The sequence below is a fragment of the Roseibium sp. genome (assembly GCF_048260565.1).
GTDB lineage: Bacteria > Pseudomonadota > Alphaproteobacteria > Rhizobiales > Stappiaceae > Roseibium.
Map to the genome: position 1 here is coordinate 884,019 of NZ_JBLXGP010000001.1, position 21,036 is coordinate 905,054.

General features: G+C 60.8%; 20 protein-coding genes. 5 read left to right on the forward strand and 15 right to left on the reverse strand.

All coding sequences use genetic code 11. The features are described 5' to 3' along the window. Positions 1 to 17: 17 nt before the first annotated feature. From ACN0SO_RS04005 to ACN0SO_RS04070, 14 genes are all read right to left on the reverse strand, one after another. Positions 18 to 911, reverse strand: coding sequence for a 2-oxo acid dehydrogenase subunit E2 (locus ACN0SO_RS04005; protein ID WP_417674745.1), 894 nt, complete (start codon positions 909 to 911; stop codon positions 18 to 20). A 10-nt stretch (positions 912 to 921) separates the two neighbouring features. Beyond that, positions 922 to 2,385 carry an NAD-dependent succinate-semialdehyde dehydrogenase gene (locus ACN0SO_RS04010; protein ID WP_417674747.1) on the reverse strand — a complete coding sequence of 488 codons (1,464 nt, stop codon included), beginning with the start codon at positions 2,383 to 2,385 and terminating at the stop codon, positions 922 to 924. An 18-nt stretch (positions 2,386 to 2,403) separates the two neighbouring features. After that, positions 2,404 to 3,486 carry a biotin/lipoyl-containing protein gene (locus tag ACN0SO_RS04015; RefSeq protein ID WP_417674749.1) on the reverse strand — a complete coding sequence of 361 codons (1,083 nt, stop codon included), beginning with the start codon at positions 3,484 to 3,486 and terminating at the stop codon, positions 2,404 to 2,406. A gap of 2 nt (positions 3,487 to 3,488) precedes the next feature. Beyond that, positions 3,489 to 4,472, reverse strand: coding sequence for an alpha-ketoacid dehydrogenase subunit beta (locus ACN0SO_RS04020; RefSeq protein ID WP_417674751.1), 984 nt, complete (start codon positions 4,470 to 4,472; stop codon positions 3,489 to 3,491). Continuing rightward, positions 4,472 to 5,470 carry a thiamine pyrophosphate-dependent dehydrogenase E1 component subunit alpha gene (locus ACN0SO_RS04025; RefSeq protein WP_417674753.1) on the reverse strand — a complete coding sequence of 333 codons (999 nt, stop codon included), beginning with the start codon at positions 5,468 to 5,470 and terminating at the stop codon, positions 4,472 to 4,474. The genes ACN0SO_RS04020 and ACN0SO_RS04025 overlap by 1 nt, the downstream gene beginning before the upstream one ends. A gap of 67 nt (positions 5,471 to 5,537) precedes the next feature. After that, the gene (locus tag ACN0SO_RS04030) at positions 5,538 to 6,836 is read right to left on the reverse strand and encodes a M24 family metallopeptidase (RefSeq protein WP_417674755.1); all 1,299 of its coding nucleotides are present in this window, start codon (positions 6,834 to 6,836) and stop codon (positions 5,538 to 5,540) included. 128 nt (positions 6,837 to 6,964) lie between these two features. After that, on the reverse strand, positions 6,965 to 7,411 hold the full coding sequence (locus ACN0SO_RS04035; RefSeq protein ID WP_417674757.1) for a DMT family transporter: 447 nt from the start codon (positions 7,409 to 7,411) through the stop codon (positions 6,965 to 6,967). Positions 7,412 to 7,418: 7 nt separating this feature from the next. Continuing rightward, positions 7,419 to 8,201: a glutathione S-transferase family protein gene (locus ACN0SO_RS04040; RefSeq protein WP_417674759.1), complete on the reverse strand. Its 783-nt coding sequence runs from the start codon at positions 8,199 to 8,201 to the stop codon at positions 7,419 to 7,421. A gap of 4 nt (positions 8,202 to 8,205) precedes the next feature. Beyond that, a complete protein-coding gene (locus ACN0SO_RS04045; RefSeq protein ID WP_417674761.1) occupies positions 8,206 to 9,237 on the reverse strand; it encodes a branched-chain amino acid ABC transporter permease in 1,032 nt (343 codons plus the stop codon). Further along, positions 9,237 to 10,115, reverse strand: coding sequence for a branched-chain amino acid ABC transporter permease (locus ACN0SO_RS04050; protein ID WP_417674763.1), 879 nt, complete (start codon positions 10,113 to 10,115; stop codon positions 9,237 to 9,239). The genes ACN0SO_RS04045 and ACN0SO_RS04050 overlap by 1 nt, the downstream gene beginning before the upstream one ends. Beyond that, on the reverse strand, positions 10,115 to 10,843 hold the full coding sequence (locus ACN0SO_RS04055; protein ID WP_417674765.1) for an ABC transporter ATP-binding protein: 729 nt from the start codon (positions 10,841 to 10,843) through the stop codon (positions 10,115 to 10,117). Before ACN0SO_RS04055 ends, ACN0SO_RS04050 begins: the two co-directional genes overlap by 1 nt. Further along, on the reverse strand, positions 10,843 to 11,586 hold the full coding sequence (locus ACN0SO_RS04060) for an ABC transporter ATP-binding protein (protein ID WP_417674767.1): 744 nt from the start codon (positions 11,584 to 11,586) through the stop codon (positions 10,843 to 10,845). Before ACN0SO_RS04060 ends, ACN0SO_RS04055 begins: the two co-directional genes overlap by 1 nt. A gap of 65 nt (positions 11,587 to 11,651) precedes the next feature. Continuing rightward, positions 11,652 to 12,923 (reverse strand): amino acid ABC transporter substrate-binding protein, encoded by a 1,272-nt coding sequence (locus ACN0SO_RS04065; protein WP_417674769.1) that lies wholly within the window; start codon positions 12,921 to 12,923, stop codon positions 11,652 to 11,654. A 115-nt stretch (positions 12,924 to 13,038) separates the two neighbouring features. Continuing rightward, positions 13,039 to 14,019: an NAD(P)-dependent oxidoreductase gene (locus tag ACN0SO_RS04070; RefSeq protein WP_417675048.1), complete on the reverse strand. Its 981-nt coding sequence runs from the start codon at positions 14,017 to 14,019 to the stop codon at positions 13,039 to 13,041. 35 nt (positions 14,020 to 14,054) lie between these two features. On the opposite strand from ACN0SO_RS04070, the gene ACN0SO_RS04075 reads away from it, so the two are divergent. The 3 genes from ACN0SO_RS04075 (at position 14,055) to ACN0SO_RS04085 (ending at position 16,620) form a co-directional block, all read left to right on the forward strand. Continuing rightward, positions 14,055 to 14,381 carry a hypothetical protein gene (locus ACN0SO_RS04075; RefSeq protein ID WP_417675054.1) on the forward strand — a complete coding sequence of 109 codons (327 nt, stop codon included), beginning with the start codon at positions 14,055 to 14,057 and terminating at the stop codon, positions 14,379 to 14,381. 72 nt (positions 14,382 to 14,453) lie between these two features. Next, entirely contained in the window at positions 14,454 to 15,476 is a 1,023-nt protein-coding gene (locus ACN0SO_RS04080; RefSeq protein WP_417674771.1) for a LacI family DNA-binding transcriptional regulator, read from the forward strand. A 178-nt stretch (positions 15,477 to 15,654) separates the two neighbouring features. Continuing rightward, positions 15,655 to 16,620, forward strand: a complete 966-nt coding sequence (locus ACN0SO_RS04085) for an amidohydrolase family protein (protein WP_417674773.1) — start codon at positions 15,655 to 15,657, stop codon at positions 16,618 to 16,620. A gap of 95 nt (positions 16,621 to 16,715) precedes the next feature. Here ACN0SO_RS04085 and ACN0SO_RS04090 read toward each other — a convergent pair whose 3' ends face one another. Next, positions 16,716 to 17,006, reverse strand: coding sequence for a hypothetical protein (locus ACN0SO_RS04090; protein ID WP_417674775.1), 291 nt, complete (start codon positions 17,004 to 17,006; stop codon positions 16,716 to 16,718). Positions 17,007 to 17,234: 228 nt separating this feature from the next. Here ACN0SO_RS04090 and ACN0SO_RS04095 point away from each other — a divergent pair, with 228 nt between their 5' ends. Both ACN0SO_RS04095 and ACN0SO_RS04100 read left to right on the forward strand, forming a co-directional pair. Next, complete coding sequence (locus ACN0SO_RS04095) at positions 17,235 to 19,541, forward strand: xanthine dehydrogenase family protein molybdopterin-binding subunit (protein ID WP_417674777.1); 2,307 nt, start codon at positions 17,235 to 17,237, stop codon at positions 19,539 to 19,541. A 62-nt stretch (positions 19,542 to 19,603) separates the two neighbouring features. Then, positions 19,604 to 20,497 (forward strand): dioxygenase, encoded by an 894-nt coding sequence (locus ACN0SO_RS04100; RefSeq protein WP_417674779.1) that lies wholly within the window; start codon positions 19,604 to 19,606, stop codon positions 20,495 to 20,497. Positions 20,498 to 21,036: the final 539 nt, after the last annotated feature.

The following is a 21,036-nucleotide window of genomic DNA, read 5'->3' on the forward strand; positions in this document are numbered from 1 at the left end:
TACATTCTGCTAGACGATCAGAGCATCAAGCGTCTGGGCTCGCTGATCAGGCTAGCATACTGGCTGAGGAAGCGTGCCGCGTCTGCCCCGTTGATGACGCGGTGATCGTAGGAGAGATCGAGCGGCACCATAGGCTTTGGCACAAAGACCTCCCCATTCCAGACCGGCTGAATTCTGGCCTTTGTAATGCCGAGAATGGCGACTTCGGGCGGATTGACGATCGGGGTAAAGCCGATGCCGCCGATGCCGCCAAGGTTCGAGATCGACATGGAGGCGCCGCCGAAGGCACCGGGCGGCAGCTTGCGCGCCTGGGCCTTGGCGGCGAGATCTGCGATGTCTTGAGCAATGGCAAAGAGACCCTTCCGGTCGGCGTTGCGGATGACCGGTACGGTGAGGCCGTAAGCCGTGTCGACGGCAATGCCGATGTGAACGTAATCCTTGAGGATGAGCTTTTTGCCATCCGCGCTGAGGGAAGCGTTGAAGGTCTCGAATGTGCGCAGGCAGTGGCTGAGCGCCTTGACGTGGAAGGCAAGGGCCGTGAGCTTCACGCCCGCCTCGGACGCCTCGTCCTTCAGGGATTGCCGGAAGGCCTCGATGGCGGAGACATCGGCCTCGTCGTGATGGGTGACCTGGGGGATCAGCGCATTGGCGGCGGCGAGGTTCTTCGCCGCAACTTGCGCAAACCGGGACATCGGTTCCTCGCGCACCGGACCGTACTGGCTATGGTCCACGTCCCAGTAGGCGGTGTCCGCAGAGGGAGAAGCGGCGGCGGACGCCCCGCCACCACTAGTGCCTTCCACATCTTCGCGCGCCAGCGTCTCCCGGCCAAGGCTCCGCCCGAGATCGTTGAGGTCGATGCCCTTGCGCGCGGCAAGGGCACGGACGGAAGGACTGGCGATGACCGTGTTCAAGGCAGGCTCCTTACCAGCTCGCGGAGATATACTGGGTTTCCATGAACTCCAGCATACCCTCGTGGCCGCCCTCCCGGCCGAGGCCCGACTGCTTGGTGCCGCCAAAGGGCGCCGCAGGATCGGAGACAAGCCCCCGGTTGAGGCCGACCATGCCGTAATCGAGCCGCTCGCAGACCTGCAGTGCCCGCTTCATGTCTTCGGAGAAGACATATGCCACCAGCCCGTACTCCGTGTCGTTGGCCCTCCTGATGACGTCTTCCTGGTCGGTGAAGGTCTGGATCGCCGCGACCGGCCCGAAGATCTCGTCATGAACGCAGTCGGCATTAATCGGCACATCGGTCATTACCGTCGGCGGATAGAAGAAGCCCGTGCCGCCCGGCGCCTTGCCGCCGAGGAGCACCTTCGCGCCTTTTTGAACCGCGTCGTCAACGAAGGCGGCGACCTTGTCGCGCGTGTCCGCATTGACCAGCGGTCCGACGTCCACATCCGGGTCCAGGCCGTTGCCCATCTTCAGCCCGGCCATGGCGGCAGTCATCTTGTCGGCAAAGGCGTCGGCGACCGCCTCATGCACATAGATCCGGTTTGCCGCCGTGCAGGCCTCGCCCAGGTTGCGCATCTTGGCCAGCATGGCGCCCTCGACCGCGATATCGATGTCGGCGTCCTCGAACACGATCAGCGGTGCGTTGCCGCCAAGCTCCATGGCGGGCTTGAGCACATTGTCGGCGGCCGAATGCAGGAGCTTGCGCCCGACCTGGGTGGAGCCGGTAAAGGAGACCACCCGGACACGCGGGTCGTGCAGCATGTGGTCGACCAGCGCGCCGGTCTTTTTCGACGGCAGCACGTTGACAAGGCCCTTCGGCACGCCCGCCTCTTCCAGAAGCGGCATCAGCGCGAGCATGGTGAGCGGGGTTTCCGAAGCGGGCTTGATGATCACCGGGCAGCCGGCGGCGAGCGCCGGTGCGATCTTGCGGGTGCCCATGGCGGCCGGATAGTTCCAGGGCGTCACCAGAACCGCGATACCGGCCGGCTTGTGCTGGACGATGATCCGCGCCCCGGAGGCCGGCGCATGGGTGATCAGACCGTCGGCGCGCACCGCTTCTTCGGCAAACCAGCGGAAGAACTCCGCCGAATAGGCCGCCTCTCCCCTGGCATCGACCCCCGCCTTACCGTTTTCCAGGGTGATCAGTTTGGCGAAGTCGTCGAGACGGGCGGTCATCAGCTCGAAGCACTTGCGCAGGATTTCGGACCGCTCGCGCGGCTTGCGCGCTGACCAATCGGCAAAGGCGGCTTCGGCTGCGTCAAGGGCGGCATCGGCATCGGCGATCTCAGCGGACGCAACCGATGTCAGCACCTCTTCGGTTGCCGGGTTGAGCACGTCGAAGCGCTCCCCGCCGGCGCCGGCACGCCAGTCTCCATTAATATAGAGATCGGACAAAAACTGCTGCGCATCGATATTCAAAGCAGGTTTGTTCATGGAACTTGTCCTTATAAATCAGAGAAGCTGTCTTAGCGGCTCTTCCAGCCGCCCGGCAAAGGCGTCGAGACAGGCAATCAGGGCCTCGTCATCGAGCCGGTCGGGAGAGGCCGCCAGGGTGACGACCAGCCTGACCCCGTCGCGGGCCACGGTCAAGGTCGGCGCATGGGCTGCCGCAAGCTCCGCATGGGTCAGACGGGTTGCCGTCAGGTCGTAAACGAACAGATCCGGCTCAGGTTCCGCCTCCGAGGCCGACAGTCGGGTCAGCCCGGCCAGATCCGGATCCGCATAGGTCCTCGGCTGCTTGCGCGGGGTCATGACCCGCACGGTGAGATCGGCAGCCCCGGTGACAGACCGCAGGCTGCCGGCGGCAAACGACGCCAACACCCTGCCTACATCCGTGTCCGCTTCGCCCCCAATTCTGCTCTCGGTGGCAAGCCATCCGCAGAAGCCGTCGAAGGCCTCCGCCATGACCCGTGCGCGCGCCATCAGCCGGTCGGTCCCGGCTGACCCGGCGCTTGAAGTCCCTCCCGCTCCGGGCATGGCAGCCAGCACCTCCAGATCCGCCACACGGTACGGCTGGGGATGGCCGGCCTTTGCCAGACGGGTCAGATCGAGTCCGCGGTCCTGTGCAAGGCGCTTTGCCTTGGGCGAGGCCAGCACCTTGCCGTTAACCGGCTGGTCTGCAGGTGCCTTTGGGACTGCCATCTTAGCTGATTGAGGAGCCGGCTCGGCCTTCGGTGCGGGGGCAGCCTCCTGCTTCGGCGCGTCCTTCCGGGGAGCTTCCACTTTCGGGGCGTCTTTTGGCGCCGCCTCCTGTTTGGGCTCTTCCTGCTTTTTGGGCGTCGCCTTGACGTCGTCGGCACTTTCGGAGATTACCGCGATCACCTCGCCGACGGGCACTTCCGCGCCTTCCTCCGCGCGCACTTCGCTCAGGAATCCGTCCGCCTGGGCCTCGACCTCCATCGCCGCCTTGTCGGTCTCCACCTCCATCAGCACGTCGCCGGCCTTGACCGCATCACCCGGGCTCTTACGCCAGGCCAGGATCAACCCGGTCTCCTGCGCCATGCCGAGGGCGGGCATGATCACGTCATGGGCCATGATCAGATCTCCCCCCGACAGAGTTTGCGCGCGCGCTCGGCGACCTTTTCCGGCGTCGGCACGGTCAGGTCTTCCAGTGCAGGCGAGAACGGCACCGGCACGTCCATGGCGCCGATGCGCTGCACCGGGGCATCCAAGTGATAGAAGGCCTTGTCGGCAATCCGCGCGGCAATCTCTGCCGTTACCCCGTAGCTCTGGTGCCCCTCGTCGACCACAACCGCACGGCTGGTCTTCTTCACCGAGCCGACGATTGTGTCTTCATCCAGCGGCACGATCGTGCGCGGGTCGATCACCTCCGCCGAGATCCCGTCTGTTTCCAAAAGCTCCGCCGCCTTCTGACACACCTGAACCATGGAGGAGGTCGCCACCAGCGTCACGTCCTTGCCATCCCGCAGGACCGCTGCCTGGCCGAAGGGAAGAAGATATTCCTCCTCCGGCACCGGTGCCTTGTCGTTGTACATCAGCTTGTCTTCGAAGATGACGACCGGGTTGTCGTCCCGGATCGCCGTCTTCAACAGACCCTTGGCTTCATAGGCCGACGACGGCAACGCCACCTTCAGCCCCGGAATATGGGCGACCAGCGCATGCAAGGACTGCGAATGCTGGGCGGCGGAGCGCCGGGTGGCGCCCAGATTGGTCCGAAGAACCAGCGGCACCTTCAGTTTGCCGCCGGACATGTAATGGGTCTTGGCCGCCTGGTTGCAGAGTTGGTCCATTACCAGGAACAGAAAGTCGCCGAACATCAGGTCGACGATCGGCCGCGACCCGGTCATGGCGGCCCCGACCGCCATACCCATGAATCCAGGCTCGGAGATCGGCGTGTCGATGATTCGCTCGGTGCCGAACTCCTCCACAAGGCCGGAGAGCACCTTGAACGGGGTCCCGGCTTCGGCGACGTCCTCGCCGATCAGGAAAATCTTCGGGTCCCGGCGCATTTCTTCCGCGACCGCCTCGTTGACCGCCTGGGAGAGCGTGATCTCGCGCATCAGGACGCCTCCGCATAGACATGCATGGTCACTTCCGACGCATCCGGATACTTGGCGTCAAGGGCGTAATCGACGGCCGCCTTGGCATCCGCCTTCACCTCCGTGTCGATCGCGGCAAGATCGTCGGCCGTCACAATCTTTTGCGCCGTCAGCCACTTACCGAAGTTGACGATCGGATCGCGCTTCTCTTTCCACTCCGCTTCTTCTTCCTTGGAGCGGTAGTAGGTCCGGTTGATGTCGCCCACATGGTGGCCGTGATAACGGTAGGTCTCAAGTTCCACGAAGAACGGGCCTTCACCCTTGCGGGCGCGCGCCACCAGATCCTGGGTGAGCTCGTTCACTGCCAGCACGTCCTGGCCATCCACATGGAAGGCCTCCATTCCGAAGGCTTTCGCCCGTTCCGTAAGGGAGCCGGCGGCGATCTCATCCGTTTTGGTATATTCCGAATAGCCGTTGTTCTCGCAGGCATAGATGACGGGAAGCTTCCACAGCGAGGCCATGTTCATCACCTCGTACAAAAGCCCCTGCGCGGTCGCGCCGTCGCCGAAGAAGCAGACGGCAACCGCTCCGGTCTTCAGGTACTTGGCGGTGAGTGCGGCACCGGTGGCAATGCCGGTGGAGCCGCCGACGATGGCGTTGGCGCCGAGATTGCCGTGGCTCTGGTCGGCGATATGCATCGAACCGCCCTTGCCCCGACAATAGCCTTCCTCCTTGCCCAAGAGTTCGCAGAACATCTGCCTGAACTCCGCGCCCTTGGCGACGCAATGGCCATGGCCGCGGTGGGTGGAGGTGATATAGTCCGTATCCTCCAGCGCCTCGCAGATGCCCACAGCCACCGCCTCCTGGCCGGAATACATGTGCGTCAGGCCCGGCATCTTCGCCGACAGATACAGCTGGTTGGCATTGTCCTCAAACGCGCGGATGCGCACCATCTGCCGGTACATGCGCAGATAGCTTTCAGTATTGGATTTGGATTTTCTGGCTGCTTTGGCTGCCATCATAAACTCCCGCAAACGGGTCCGGCCTTCTGAACCGGCCGGACCTTCCAGATGTCGGATGGATTACTCAGTAGCGGTTGGCGATCGGAAGCTCTTCGGCCGGGAACAGCGAGATCACCTCGCAGCCCGTGTCCGTCACCACGACCTCCTCCTCGATCCGCGCCGCCGAATAGCCGTCGGCCGCCGGGCAATAGGTCTCCAGCGCGAACACCATCCCCGTCCGGATCTCCATGGGGTGATCGAGCGAGACGGCCCTGGAGATGATCGGACGCTCATGCAGCGCCAGGCCCAGGCCGTGACCGAACTGCAACCCGAAGGCCGCCTCCTCGCTCGGGAAGCCGAACTCCTCCGCCTTCGGCCAGACCTCGGCGACCTTGTCGGTCGAAACGCCCGGCTTGATCATGGCAATCGACGCATCGATCCATTCGCGCGCCTTCACATAGGCGTCGTGCTGGGCCGGCGTCGCCCGGCCGATGTTGAAGGTCCGATAGTAGCAGGTCCGGTAGCCCTGGTAGGACTGCAGGATGTCGAAGAAGGCCTGGTCGCCGGGGCGGAAGTAGCGGTCGGTGAAGTTGTGCGGATGCGGATTGCAGCGCTCGCCGGAGATCGCGTTGATCGCCTCGACGTCGTCGGAGCCCATCTCGTAGAGCATCTTGTTCGACATGGCGACGATGTCGTTCTCGCGGATGCCGGGTTTAAGCTCCTCGTAGATCATGTGATAAACGCCGTCGACCATCGACGCCGCCTGGGTGAGCAACTGGATCTCGTCCCAGTTCTTGATCTCGCGCGCCGACAACATGATCTGCTGGCCATCGATGACGTTGAGTCCTTCTTCCTGCAAAGCATGGAACATGGCCGTTTCCGCATAGTCGACCCCGACAGGCATGTCCGCCATGCCGGCATCGCGGATCAGCCCCGCGATCTCCCTGGCGTATTTGCGCATCAGGCCGAATTCCGGCGGGATCGTCCCGCGCATGCCCACGACACCGGCGCGGCAGTGGTCCGGCTCCAGCCAGTCGGAGAACTTCTTGTGGTGGACCGCCGCGGAGCCGAAGTCCCACACGTAAGGGGAATCGTCGCCGGTCAGCAGGCAGAACCGGCACATCTTGTCCCGTTCCCACTCGCCGATCTTGGTCGACGACACGTAGCGGATGTTGTTGACGTCGAACAGAAGCAGCGTACCTGCCGGGGACGCCTTCAGCGCCTGGCGCGTGCGGGCCAGCCGGTAGCGCCGCAGCCGGTCATGGTCGACACGACGCTCGAAATCGACCGAAGTGTGTCCCCATGCGGGAAGCCGTCCCTCCCAGCGCCAATGGTGCTCAAGATCCTGGGGCGTGAGAAGGTTCGGTGTCAGTGCGCGGTTCATTGTCTTGTCTCCTCTTTGCGACTCCCGCACCGGGCCTTGAGGCTTCGGGCATGGGGTCGTCGCAGTCCTGTTTCCAAAAGGTGCAATCGATTGCACCTGCAGACGAAATAACTTTCAAAGGCGCCCGGTCAGCTTCGGCTGACCAGAATGGCCCCACCCAGGACCATCAAAAGTCCGAGAAACCTCATGAATGACATGGTGCGGACTTCGAGCCCGAAGGCACCGAAATGGTCCACCAGCATCGATCCGACCAGCTGACCTGCAACGATACAGATAAAAAAGACCAGTCCGCCCGTCACAGGCGCTATCGCGGCGCCCGCAGCGACGAAAGCCGCTCCCACCGTGCCGGAGAGATAGACCCACCAGGGCACGCTCCCGAGTGTTCTCCGGCTGATCTCGCCATGCCCCATCACGAGCAGGAACAAAAGAATGCTGGCGAAGGCGACACCGATCGAAACAGCGGCCGCGCCATAGGCGCTGCCGACCGACCTTGCCAGCATGCCGTTCATCGGTGGTTGGAACGATACGACTATTCCAACGACCAGGGCGGCCAGCATGTAAGGAAGCAACTGCATTACCGGATTAGGCCTCGACCGTCTTCTGTTCCCGCAATCTGGCCAGATGCGGATATTTCTCGGTAAGCAAGGCCCCGTGGTAATAGGTCGTCCGAAAGGGCTCTGTTGCCCGGATCCGGTCCAGCCAGTCACTAATTACGGGGTGATCGTCCCAGATCGATCCGAGGTTGATATCGTCCATGCGCACGATCACCGGCATGATCGCCAGATCGACCAGGCTGATCTTGTCACCCATGATCCAGGGACCGCCGCTCTCGGCGAGCCAAATGGCCATGCGCTCGATCCCCCTGCGCAGTCTGCCGAGGGCCTCATCCATATCCGCCTTGGGAAAGCCGGTCCGCCCCATCTTCATCAGGAATTCCCGGCGCAGCGGCTTGCTGTCGCAAAGGGCCTGGAAGTCTTCCTCCGTCATGGCCTGAAAGTGAGGAAGGAACGCCAGATTGTAGGACGGCACCCGGATTGCCGGCGTCGGCACCTCGTCGACAAAGCGCATCATCGCCCTGAGTTTCGCCATCTCCCGCGGATCTTCCGGCCGCATGGGCGCCCGGTCCGGAAAGACGTCTTCCAGGTATTCCAGGATCACGGCGCTGTCGATGATCGGCGTCCCGTCGTGAACCAGGGCCGGCACCACCCCGTTGGGATTGATAGCCAGATACTCCGGCTTGAGCTGATCCCCGGAGAACAGGTCCAGCTTGTGTTCCTCGAAATCCAGCCCCTTGGCATGCAGGGAATAGCGCACCCGCTGCGAACAGGTGGACTGGGGAGCGTTGTAAAGGACGAAATCGGTCATAAGATCAGTCCCAGTTCAGTATGCGGGGAAGTTTCTTGTGGCGTGCCAGCGTGCCGACAATGCCGAGCGGAAAAAACATCAGGCACAGCATCATGATCATGCCGGTCGCGAAGATGTTGATCTCCGAAGCGCCGAGCGTTGCGACGAAGAATTCATTGAAGGCGACCAGCAGGATCGCGCCGATGACCGGACCTGCGATCGTCCCCTTCCCGCCCAGGATGCACATCAGCACCATGTTCACCGACACCAGAATAATCAGGAAGATATTGGGCCGGATGTAGGTCAGGTATTCGCCCCAGACCGCCCCGGCCATGCCGACGAAAAAGGCGGAGATCGCAAAGGCAAGAACCTTGTAGAACCGGGTATTGATCCCCGCGCTCTCGGACTTGATCTCGTCCTTTGAAATCGCCCTCAGACCGAGACCGAATTTGGAGTGCTTGATCCTGAAACTTGCCCAGACCGAAAAGGCGGCCATGACGACAAAGGCATAGTAGTAGGGCAGCTTGGCCCAATGAACCGGAAGGTCATTCGCGGCCAGTGACAACCCGTTCGATCCGCCGACGAAATCCCAGTTGTCGAACAGAATCTTGAAGATCATCACCAGTGCAAGCGACGAGATGATGAAGGATGGGCCCCTCACCCGCAGGGTAATCAGACCAATCAGATAACCCAGGGCAGCGGCGACCAGCCCTGCCAATGGCGCCAGGATGATCGTCGAAATCCCGTAGCGGGCAAAAATCATCCCGGCGAAATAGCCGCCGACGGCGAAGAACACATTATGGCCGAGCGAAATGTAGCCGGCAAAGCCGCCAAGGATGTTCCATCCGGACGCCATCACCACATAGCTGGCCGTGAACAGCACCAGGTGGATCAGGTAGTTGTAGTTTCCGGTGAACTGCAAGACCGGCAATACAAGCAGAACTGCCAGAAAGGCGATCGGGAACCAGACCACTCGCCCCTTGTCTGCCTCGCCGGCGAGACCCGCGTAGTAGGCTTTCCGGGCCGTGATTACATCATTGGTATCAAGACTAGTCACTATGCCAACTCCGGTTTTTCGCCAAACAGCCCTTGAGGCCGGACCATGAGCACCACAAAGAGCGCGACGAAGAAGGTGAGCGTCGACCAGGTCGCGCCGAAATAGGTGCCGACGAACGCCGCAACGACCGAAAGGATGAGGGCGGCCAGCACCGTACCCAGAATCGAGCCCATGCCTCCGAGCACGACCAGCGACATCAGGATCGCAATCCACTCCCAGTGTTTGGATGGATAGAAAGAGAACACGAAGGACACCAGCGACCCGGCCGCACCGGCAAGACCCAGGCCGATCGCAAAGCTGACGAGACCGACGAAGTTCACATTGACCCCGAGCAACTCGGCCGCTTCCCGGTTCTGGGTCGTGGCGCGGATGGCATAGCCGAACCGGGAATACTTCAGGAACAGCGCAAGGGCGGAAATAATCGCCAGCGAGACGATGCCGGCATAAAGCTGGCCCGTCGGAATGAAGACGTCCCCGATAAAGATGGCATCGGTCGCGTAGTCCGGCGAGGTCACCCGCTGCGTGTTGGTGAAGGCCGTGCCAAGCCCGCCTTCCACGACCATCGCCAGAGCAAAGGTCAGGAGAACCGTCATCTCCGAATATTTCGCCGAGCGCGCTTCCCGTTCAAAGACCAGCTTGTAAAGAATAACCCCGGTCGCCGCCAGGATGACCACCGCAACCGGCAGCATGACGAGAGGATCCACCCCGTAAAGCCGGAAGCCCCAATAGGCCACATAGGATCCGCCCATGATCAGGACCGGGTGCGCGAGATTGACGATCCGCATCACCCCGAAAACGAGGCTGAGCCCGGACCCCATCAGGGCATAAACCCCACCAAGGGCCAGGCCGAGAATGATGATTTGAATGATCTCGCCCATTACGCAGCCTTCTTTCCGCCGAGATAGAGTTCCTGGATACGCGGATCGCAAAGCACATCGTCCGCCGGCCCTTCGAACAGGGTCCGCCCCAGATCGAGAACCACACCCCAATCTGAATTCTTCAGGCCCGTCAGGGCGTTCTGCTCGACGAGCAGAATGGTGATCCCCTCCCCGGCCATCAGCCGCATGATGTCGAACATTTCCGCGACAATTTTCGGTGCCAGTCCGAGCGATGGTTCGTCGAGCATGACGATGTCCGGCTTGATGATCATCGTGCGGGCCATGGCAAGGGTTTGCTGCTGTCCGCCCGACATGGTGCCGGCATGCTGATCGCGGCGTTCGCGAAGGATTGGAAAACGCTCCTCGATCTCGTTGATCCGCTTTTCCAGGCCGGACTTGTCGGCGAGCGAATACCCGCCCATGCGAAGGTTCTCGCGCACGGTCATTTTCGGAAACAGCGCACGCTCCTGAGGCACGAAGCAGATGCCCTTGCGCAGCACCTGGTCGGGGCGAAGGCCTTTCAGGCTTTCCCCTTTGAATTTCACGTCGCCCTTGCGGACCTTCAGCATACCGCAGATGGCCTTGAGCAGAGTGGATTTGCCGGCGCCGTTCGGACCTATGATGCAATGGATCTTGCCCGGTTCGACCGTCAGGTGCGCACCGTCCAGAATGGCCGGACCGTCGCCGTAACCGGCGGTCAGGCTGGCGACTTCCAGAAGCTTTTCCATCAGGCCGCCTCCTCGGTCACACCGCCCAGATAGGCTTCCAGAACTGTCGGATCTTCCTGGATATCGGCTGGTTCGCCATCGGCGATCACCTGCCCTTGCGCCATCACGACGATGCGATGGGAGAGCCGCATGATCAGGTCCATGTTGTGTTCCACGATCAGGACTGTCAGTCCCTTTTCGTTCAGCTTCCGGATATGGCCGATAATCTCTTCCAGCAAAGTCGGGTTCACACCGCCTGCCGGTTCGTCCAGGAGGATGATCTTCGGATCGCTCATCAAAAGCGCGGCAAGATCCATGAGCTTCTTCTGGCCATAACTGAGATTGGAACCGTCCTCATGGGCGATCCGGGTAATACCAAGAAAATCGAGGATGCCGCAGGCCTTGTCGATTTCCTCCTTGCTCATGGCGGGGCGAAACAGGTCCCGCCAACCGCGGATCTTGGATTGGCAGATTACGTTTTCCAGTACTGTCATATCCGCGAGATTGCGCGATATCTGGAAGGTACGGGACAATCCGTGAGCTGTGATCTGGTGTGGGCGCTGGGTATCGATGCGCGTACCGTCCAGCCAGACCTCGCCCGCCGACGGCATCATCGTTCGGCTGATGCAATTGAAGGCCGTGGTCTTTCCCGCACCGTTCGGGCCGATCAGGCCGGTTATCGAACCGCGCTCGACCGTGAAACTGCAATTATTGACTGCGGTGATCCCGCCGAAATGCTTGCTGAGGTTCTTCACTTCAAGCATGGGAACTCCTTGTTTAAGGATATTACCGGGCCCGGCCGAGACCGGGCCCGATAGACGTTCGATGCTTAGAAGCCACCCTTCGGATAGGTCATCTTGGAGACTTCCGAGAACTCGTTTGTCGGATAGACGAACTGCAGTTCCCCGTCATTCCACTGGGCGACGAGGAACGGCTTGTTGATCGGAAGTCCCCTGTCATCCCATGCGAAGCGGCCAAGGATCGTGCGGACCGGATTTTCTGGCGTCCGTTCGGAAAGCCACTTGCCCATGGCCGCATTGTCGGTCGAACCGGCGCCTTCGATCGCCTGCTCGACACCCTGACAGACGGCGAAGGGAATTGCCGCGTCTTCATCCGGCGCTTCGCCGTATTCCTCGGTGAAGGCCGTCACAAAGTCCGCATTGGTGAATTCCTCGCCCTCCAGAAGCCCCTTGAAGGGAGCCGCCGGATGCCAGGCGGTGTGCATCAGAATGCTGTCGGAGGCGCTTTGGGTGCCTTCATGGAATTCAGACTGTGTCCCCTGGCTGTAATAGACCATCTTCGGTTCGGCCTTGACGGTCTTGAGCGCACGCGTGAGCTGGACCGCCTCTTCTGCGGAAGCCGTCAGCGCGATGATCAGTTCCGCATCCGACCGTTTGATGGAATTGGCAAGGTTCAGCCAATCATTGAACCCTTCTTCGGGCCATTTTTCGGAGTAGACGACCTTGATACCGGCATCGGCCAGATATCCCGGCGCGAGATCCGCAACTTCGCTGCCGTCAGCAGGATTCATCACCTTCTGGCCAAGCAGACCGGCTTCGATGGCGTTGGCGAAGAAATCATCCGCGGACACCACCGCAGCGGTCTTCGGACGTTCTCCTTCCGGAACCAGATTCTCGATGAGACCCTTCAGGGATCGGCCGACGTATTCGGCCGCGTCAGGCTGGAAATAAAACAGGTTCTTGTGGCCCTGGGTATAGATACGCAGGGCGCCACCGGCGGGGATCGGATGAACATAGCCGTATTTCGCCAGGATATTGGCGACCGGGAACGTCAGCTTGGACGAAAATGTCCCGAAGACCGCATCGACCTTGTCGACGTTGATGAAACGCTCATACTGGTTGATAGCGGTCGCCGGATCCGAGCGATTGTCCGACAGGACCAGCTCGACTTTTTCCCCGTTGATGCCGCCACGTTCGTTGAGCATCTTTACACAGAGTTCATACCCCTGCTTGTTTTTGGCACCGGCGATCGAGAAACCGCCGGTAAGCGGCAAGGATGCGCCGATCTTGATTTCCGCATGGGCGGCCGTAGCCATCATTGCCAATGCGGCGGTTGTTGTTAGAAGCGTGCGAAAGTTCATACGTTCCCTCCCTAGGGTTTTGCGGTGCCGCAGGACCATCTGGATCGATCCTGCAGCATCCCCTGCGCCATGCTTGTTGCTTTTTTTGGCGCTGTTTATTCCGCAAATCCTGCTTTTATTCAGCAGCTTGCGGTAATTCCAATCCGGTTGGATAGGGTGCGTTCTCGCTCTTGAGCTCGAGCCCCGCCGCCAGCGCAACGGTTTCGAGCAGGGCAGCAAAATCTTTTTGAAGATAAGCCTCCGGATCGTCCTGGAGCGTTGCCGCTCCGAAATGCGCCTGCAGGGCCTCCCGCGTAGCAGCGGTCACCGGCATGGGAACACCGAGGTCCCGAGCGGAACTCAGACCGAGATCCAGATCCTTACGCAGGAGTCCCGGCGTGAAGGTCGTGGTCCAGTCGAGATTGACCAGAGCATTCGTCTTGTAACGGGTGAAAATCGACCCCATGACCGAGTTGTTCATGAAATCGAGGAAGGCGGACCTGGGAATACCAGCCTTTTCGGCGAGAACCGTGATTTCGGCGAGGTTCTGGGTGACGACGCCGAGAAAGACATTGTGCGCGATCTTGCAGAACCGGGCCAACTCGCCTTCGCCAACATAAGACACGCCATTCGCCGCCATGGCTGCGATGACCGGACGGACCTTTTCAAACGCATCCTGCGGACCGGAGGCAACCGCACTCAGTTTGCCTGCCTTGACGCATTTGCCGTTGCCGCTGACCGGAGAAGCGATCAGCTGCGCGCCTCTTTCGGCAAGCCTTGCCCGGATGGCTGCGGACTGGTGATCGGCGATCGACGAGCAATCGAGGAAGATCTTCGGCGTCTTGTCCCCGGACAGCACCCCGTTCTCGCCGAAATAGACCTGCTCGACATCCTGCCCTGTGGACACCATGGTGCCGAGAATGTCCACGCCCGCAAGGTCCCGCGGACTGTCGACCAGTGTCGCGCCCTTCGCGGCGAGCGGCTCGGCTTTCGAGCGGGTCCGGTTCCAGACATAGACATCGTAGCCTGCCTCGACGAGCCTTTCCGCCATGGGATACCCCATGCGCCCCATTCCGACCCATCCAATCTTAGGGCTGCTCATTGACCATCCTCCAATTTGTAAACGTGCAGCCGCCCCCGGACTGAGATCCGATGCAGGAAGCTGCGTCTTCCTTTGTGAAACCTGAAAATTTTCCTTTGGCAGGAAGTCCGTCAAACCGAAGAATGCCCGCGCCGCTTTCGGTCATCCGGCTAGCGCCCCGGACGGCCGAAACGGCACGCCTCGCAACGAACGGCACGATTTCGCGAACCACCGGCGAAACGGCGTTCGACCTTTCGGCAACCTTGGTCATCTTTCCTCCCGCATCAAAAGCGCAGCGCCAGATTGCTTTGGCAATAATCGCGCAATCGATTGCATTAAACGTTATGCTTGCCAAAAGAGACGGTCAAGCCTTTTTCGCAAACGATTGCGAATTTTAATTCGACCCGTTAGATTTTGACGAAAGTTGAGACAAGTCCGACCTGCCCAAGGAAACCCTGACCGGGGAAACGATGACCAAGCCGGTGACATTGAAAGACATCGCACGCGAAACCGGCGTGCACGTATCCACCGTTTCGAGGGCCCTGGATCCAAACGCTCGGACATCCCTTACCGCAGAGGTTGTCGAACGCATTCGCGCCGCGGCGGAACGCATGGGATATCGCCCGAACCGGCTTGCCTCGGGCCTGCGCACCAGACGAACCATGACCGTCGGCCTGATGCTTCCCGATATCTCGAACACCTTGTTTCCGCCGATCGTGCGCGGTGTCGAGAGCATCCTGGAACCGAAGGGATACGCGTCCATCATCGTCAACACCGACGGCGACAGGGAGCGCGAAGGCAAACTTGTCGATGTCCTGCTTCAAAGGGGTGTCGACGGCATCATCCACGCCGCCCCCTATCGATCGGACCCGAGAATGGTGGCAGTCAGCCGTCAGGGAATACCGATGGTGACCGTCAACCGGCAGATCGAGAATTCCAAGATTCCTGCAGTCATTAACGACGATCCCGGTGGCATCTCGGAAATGCTCCGCTATCTCTACGATGCAGGACATCGCCGGATCGCACACATCGCCGGACCGCAGGCCCTGTCGACCGGACGAGGGCGTATGGAGGCCTTCAAGGCCGCCGCCGGGGAATTCGACCTGAACCTTCCGGAGAAAGCCATTGCGATCTCGTCCCACTTTGACGAAGACGAAGGCCGCCGCTGCACACGGGACCTGGTGGAATCCGGATGGAAATTTACCGCCATCCTTTGCGCCAACGACAGACTGGCCCTTGGCGCCATCGATGAATTGAACCGCCACGGACTATCCTGCCCGGACGACGTATCTGTCACCGGTTACAATGACATTCCGTTTCTGGATCTCATCCCGCCGGGCCTCACGACTATCCGGATCCAGCAGTTCGATGCCGGTCGAATGAGCGCGGAGCTTCTCGTCAAGATGATGACGGAGCCTGAAGCGACCGTTCCCCGAACAACGATCCTGCCCGTGAAATTGATCGAGCGCGGCAGCGTGAAACGCATCGCCTAAAACCGACATAAATCGCGATCCGGCAGGCAGGCACCCCTATCCGGCGGCCGGCCTTCTTCCGATTTTCATTGCTAAATACGCAATCGATTGCGTATTTTACGAGAAGATAGATTGCTTCGGAAGGCCGCCAGCCCGCCTTTGGAAGCAGTCTGAGAATATCGGCTGGGGAGGCCTGAGTATGAACGGTTGGGAGCGCGGTTCCGGCATTATTGCACTGGAAGAACACTTCATGCATCCGGCTCTATCGCAGCATTTTGGCCCGGTCGCAGATCCACCGTCCAACGTCAGGTCCCGCCTTTACGATTTTGCCGGTATCCGGATCGAAGAGATGGATGCGGCCGGGATTGATATGCAGGTTCTCTCGCACCAGTCTCCCGGAAGCCAGCGGCTGTCCGATGACATCGCCGTCGAGGCATGCCGCAATGTCAACGATGCGCTCGCCATCGTGATCCGGGAAGCCCCCGACCGCTTTACCGGCTTTGCCATGATCCCGACCATGCTGCCGCAGGCGGCTGCGGACGAATTGGCCCGCGCGGTGGAGGAACTCGGCCTGAAAGGAGCAATGATCCATGGACTGAGCCGCGGCAGGTTCACCGATGCGGAAGATTTCTGGCCGATCTTCGAAAGGGCCGCGTCACTCGACGTGCCGATCTACCTGCACCCTGCCCTGCCGGACAAATCCGTTATCGGGAGCTACTACGCCCCTTACGATAAAACCCATCCGGCGCTCGTGAAGGCGGCCTGGGGTTTCGGCGTGGAAACAGGCACCCACGCCGTGCGGCTAATCCTGAGTGGCCTCTTTGAAAAAGTTCCGGACCTGAAAATCATCCTCGGACATCTCGGGGAAGCGATCCCTTTCCTGTTGCCGAGGATCGACGAAGCGCTGTCGAGGCCGGAAAATACCTCTGCTTCCTTTGCAGACGTCTTCCGGAACAACTTCCACATCACGACAAGCGGGTTCTTTTCCGACGCTGCCCTTCAATGCTGCCTGGAGACGATGGGCACCGATCACATCCTGTTTGCGGTCGACTGGCCCTACGTATCCAATACGGAGGGCGTAACCTGGCTACGAAACAGTCCGATCGGGGACGCTGTTAAAGCCGCGATCTTCAGCGGAAACGCGAAGAATCTGCTGCGGCTCTGAAAATTGAGTCGGTATCAGCGGGCCTTACTATCCGGAGCAATGCGGGGAGAATGCCTCATCCTTCCCCCTGACCTGATACCCGGGCTTAAAATGGATCAGACACCGGGCTTTGAATATTTCATCACCCAGCGATCCAGGGATTCGTACAAGGATTCAATATCCTTCCGAATCTCCTCATGCGCCAACGTCCAGTTTTCCGCATGCTGCTTCGTTGCCGCTTTCAGCTTGTCCGCGAGGTCCTGATGCATTTTTTCCAGGACCGTCAATTCACCGGCGGCCTCGACCTTGTGAGAGGGAGAGCCTTCCGCCATCTTCTTCCGGGCACGATCGATTTCCGCGTCGAGAGATTGCAGCTGTTCCTCGCCAGTACGGACATCGTTCGTCACGACATCGGTATATGGCGCCCCAATTCGATGGAACCATGGCAAACAGCTTCCACTCTCTCATTGATGCAACACGAGGGAGTGCCTGAAAACCGGCTGCGCATTAGGCCATTTTCAGGGCGGCTCCTGACCAGAAATAACACCGTCAAAACTTGAAAATCATGGAACGAAACGATTGACCTGCAGCGGCTGTTGGCTACTGTCCGTCATGTATACATTTGGGAGGGATGAATGAAATACGGCATCGGTCAATCGGTTACGCGCAAGGAAGATCGGCGTTTTCTGACCGGACAGGGGCTTTATGTCGACGACATCAAGGACGCCTCGAAACTTCATGCCTATGTGGTGCGCTCGCCTGTCGCCCATGCCGATATCCGCTCCATCGACGTCGAGGCAGCCAGGGCGGCGCCGGGTGTTCATGCGGTTTTGACCGGGGCGGATTATGAGGCCGATGGTATTGGCGGGATATCCTGCCACACGATCTTTCCCGGCCTCCACCAGAACGTCAAAACAGGGCCTTTCGCAGCTCTCGCAAAAAACCGGGTGTACTACTCGGGCATGGCCGTGGCGGTGGTGATCGCCGACAGCCGTGTCCTTGCCCAGGACGCTGCGGAGTTGATCGAAGTTGACTACGACGAACTGCCGGTCGTGACCGACACTCCGTCCGCAATCGGAGATGGCGCGCCTGCCATCTGGGAGAATGCGCCGGACAATGTCGCCTTTCATATCGCGCTCGGCGATGAAGCCGCGACGAAAGCCGCCATCGAATCCGCCGCTCACGTCACCCGGCTGACGCTGCACAACAACCGTCTGTCGGCCAATGCCCTCGAGCCGCGCGGAACGACCTGCAGCTACGACGCACGCGAAGCCCGGGTCACCGTTCAGACCTCGACCCAGTCGCCCCACGCGGTCCGGGCTGAAATCGCCGGCACGCTCGGCCTGGCTCAGACCCAGGTGCGCGTGCTTGCAAAGGATGTCGGCGGCGGTTTCGGCATGAAGGGGGCTGTCTATCCCGAAGATGTGCTGGTTGCCTGGGCGGCGAAGAAACTGCACCGCACCGTCTGCTGGCAAGCCGACCGCTCCGAATCCCTTCTGGCCGACTACCACGGCCGCGACCAGATGGTGGAAGCCGAACTGGCTCTGGACGCGAATGGCAAGATCACCGCACTCCGAGTCGCCAGCGACTATAACGCAGGCGCCTTCCTTGCCACCGGCGGCGGCGTTTCCGCCATGTTCGCGGCCACGCTGGCGACCGGCTGCTATCACATACCAGCGGCCTATGCCCTCTCTCGGGCGATCTACACCAACACATCGCCGACCCAGCCCTACCGCGGCGCCGGGCGCCCGGAAGCCTCCTATCTGATCGAACGGCTGATGGACAAGGCAGCCCGGGAAACCGGCCGTGACCGGATCGAGATCCGGAAGCTGAACATGGTGACTCCGGAGCAGATGCCCTACCAGACACCCCTGCTCTACAAGATCGACACCGGCAACTACGGCGCCGTGGTCGACAAGGCGCTGGAAGTCAGCGACTGGGCATCCATGGACCAGCGCAAGGCGGATTCGACCAGGAACGGCAAGCTGCGCGGTGTCGGTATCGCGCTCCACATGGAAAACGCCGGGCTGGTCAATGAATCCATGGAAATCCGCTTCGATCCGGGCGGCGGCGTTACTGTGCTTGCCGGTACCTTCTCCCACGGCCAGGGCCACGAGACGGTCTATGCCCAGATGGTATCGGACTGGCTCGGAGTGCCCTTCGACAGCATCCGGGTCCTCCAGGGCGATACCGACGCAGTCTCCTTCGGCCGCGGCACGGTCGCATCCCGTTCCATGATCAACGGGGGCGGATCGCTCAAGATCGCTGCCGACAAGGTGATCGACAAGGCGCGCGCCATCGCCGGCCATCTGCTGGAAGCAAGCGTCGACGATGTCGTGTTCGAAGCCGGCGAACTGTCGGTTGCCGGAACCGACAAGAAAATGCCGATCCAGAAGGTTGCGGCCATGTCCTTCCTGCCGATCCTGCCGCCGGAACTGGGCCTTGGTCTTTCCGGCGAAGGCGATTTCCTGCTGCAGGGCTTCACCTTCCCGAACGGCTGCCAGGTCGCGGAAGTGGAAGTCGATCCGGAAACCGGCGACATCGACGTGCTGCAGATCGTCTCCGTCGATGACGTCGGCACGGTGATCAACCCCATGCTGCTGGAAGGCCAGATGGTCGGCGGTATCGCGCAAGGGCTGGGCCAGGCGCTGATGGAAGACGTGGTCTATGACGAAACGGGCCAGCTCACCACCGGCAGCTTCATGGACTACGCCATGCCACGGGCAACCGACATGCCGCCGATCGATTTCTCCACCTTGAGCACGCCGACGGACACCAACCCGCTCGGCGTCAAGGGCGCAGGCGAAGCCGGCACGGTCGGGGCAACGCCGGCCGTCATCTCGGCGATCCTGGACGCTCTGGCACCGGTCGGCGTTGAGGACATCACCCTGCCGGCGACGCCTCACAAGGTCTGGAGCGCGATTGCCGAGGCTTCCGGTTAGGGTACATCCGGACAGGATAGGCCGGTCCGCTGACAGGAGCAGCGGTCGGACGGGAGGAAGGCATGACGATAGAGCGCCAGGAGCAGGTCACCGAGGCCGTGCTGAAGGTAATGGAGCAGACCAACGATCCGCGCCTGCGCGAAATCATGGTCTCGCTGATCACCCATCTGCACGGCTTCATCCGGGACGTCCGGCTAACCGAGGACGAGTTCCGCAAGGCGACAGCCATCGTCAACGAGATCGGCAAGCTGACCACCGACACCCACAATGAAGCGGTGCTGATGTCCGGCTCTCTCGGCGTCTCCGCCCTGGTCTGCCTGCTCAACAATGGCAACAACGGCGCGACCGAGACCACGCAGAACCTGCTCGGTCCGTTCTGGAGGCTGAATTCGCCGAGAACCGATAACGACGCCTCGATCGTCCGCTCCAATACGCCGGGGGAACCGATGGCCGTGACCTTCACCGTTACCGATCAGACCGGAACCCCGATCGAAGGCGCGGAAGTGGATATCTGGCATTCCTCTCCCGTGGGCCTTTATGAAAACCAGGACCCGGACCAGGCGGACATGAACCTGCGCGGCAAGTTCACAACGGACGAGAAGGGAGAGATCCGCTTCCGCTCGGTTCGCCCCGCCGGTTATCCGATCCCGACCGACGGCCTTGTCGGACGCCTGCTCGCTGCCCAGAACCGCCACCCCTATCGCCCGGCCCATGTTCACGCGCTCGCCTTCAAGGATGGGTACAAGACGCTGATCACCCAGATCTATGCCGACGACGATCCCAGGCTGGAAACCGACGTCCAGTTCGGCGTCACAAAGGCCACCACCGGACATTTCGTCCGCCACGACAAACCGCATCCAGAAATCACCGACTGGAACGGTCCCTGGTACTCCCTCGATCACACGCTGGTCATGGAGCCGGGCGAGGCAAGGCTGCCCCAGCCGCCGATCAAGTGAAGGCAGGCGGGCCGCTCAGGCCTGAGCCCCAACGTCAAGGGCCTATGTGAAACAAAAAAAGCCGCCGATGGAACCGCATGCGGGAGGAGCATGCTTTGGCGACATCGACAACTTTCCCTCAAGCCTCCAGTTCCGATGGCACCCTCTGGAAGGCCGTTTTTTGGCTTGCTCTACCTTCAGGACGAAGCGTGCAATATGCAGCACAGAGCGTGCCATTTGACCGGTATCCGGCTGTCCGGCGGCTATCCGCGGATCAGAATTTATTCGACACAAAACCAGCTACCGTCCCTGCCTGAAAACGCTGCACCAAAAGCAGCCGAGCTGATCAAATTTTACGCCGCTTCGATTTCGCGCATTCGTCGCAGCGCGGCCTAGGTCCTGCAATCACATAACAACGTCTGTTAGTCGGCAGCGCAAAACCTCCGTCGGCCGGATTTTCAAACCTTGTCCGCCTCGGCCGTCTCAGATCCTCCGCAGCACACATTCCGAAAGCGGCAACAGAACCGCAAAGGCTGTCGAAAAGCCGGTCTTGTTTTCGA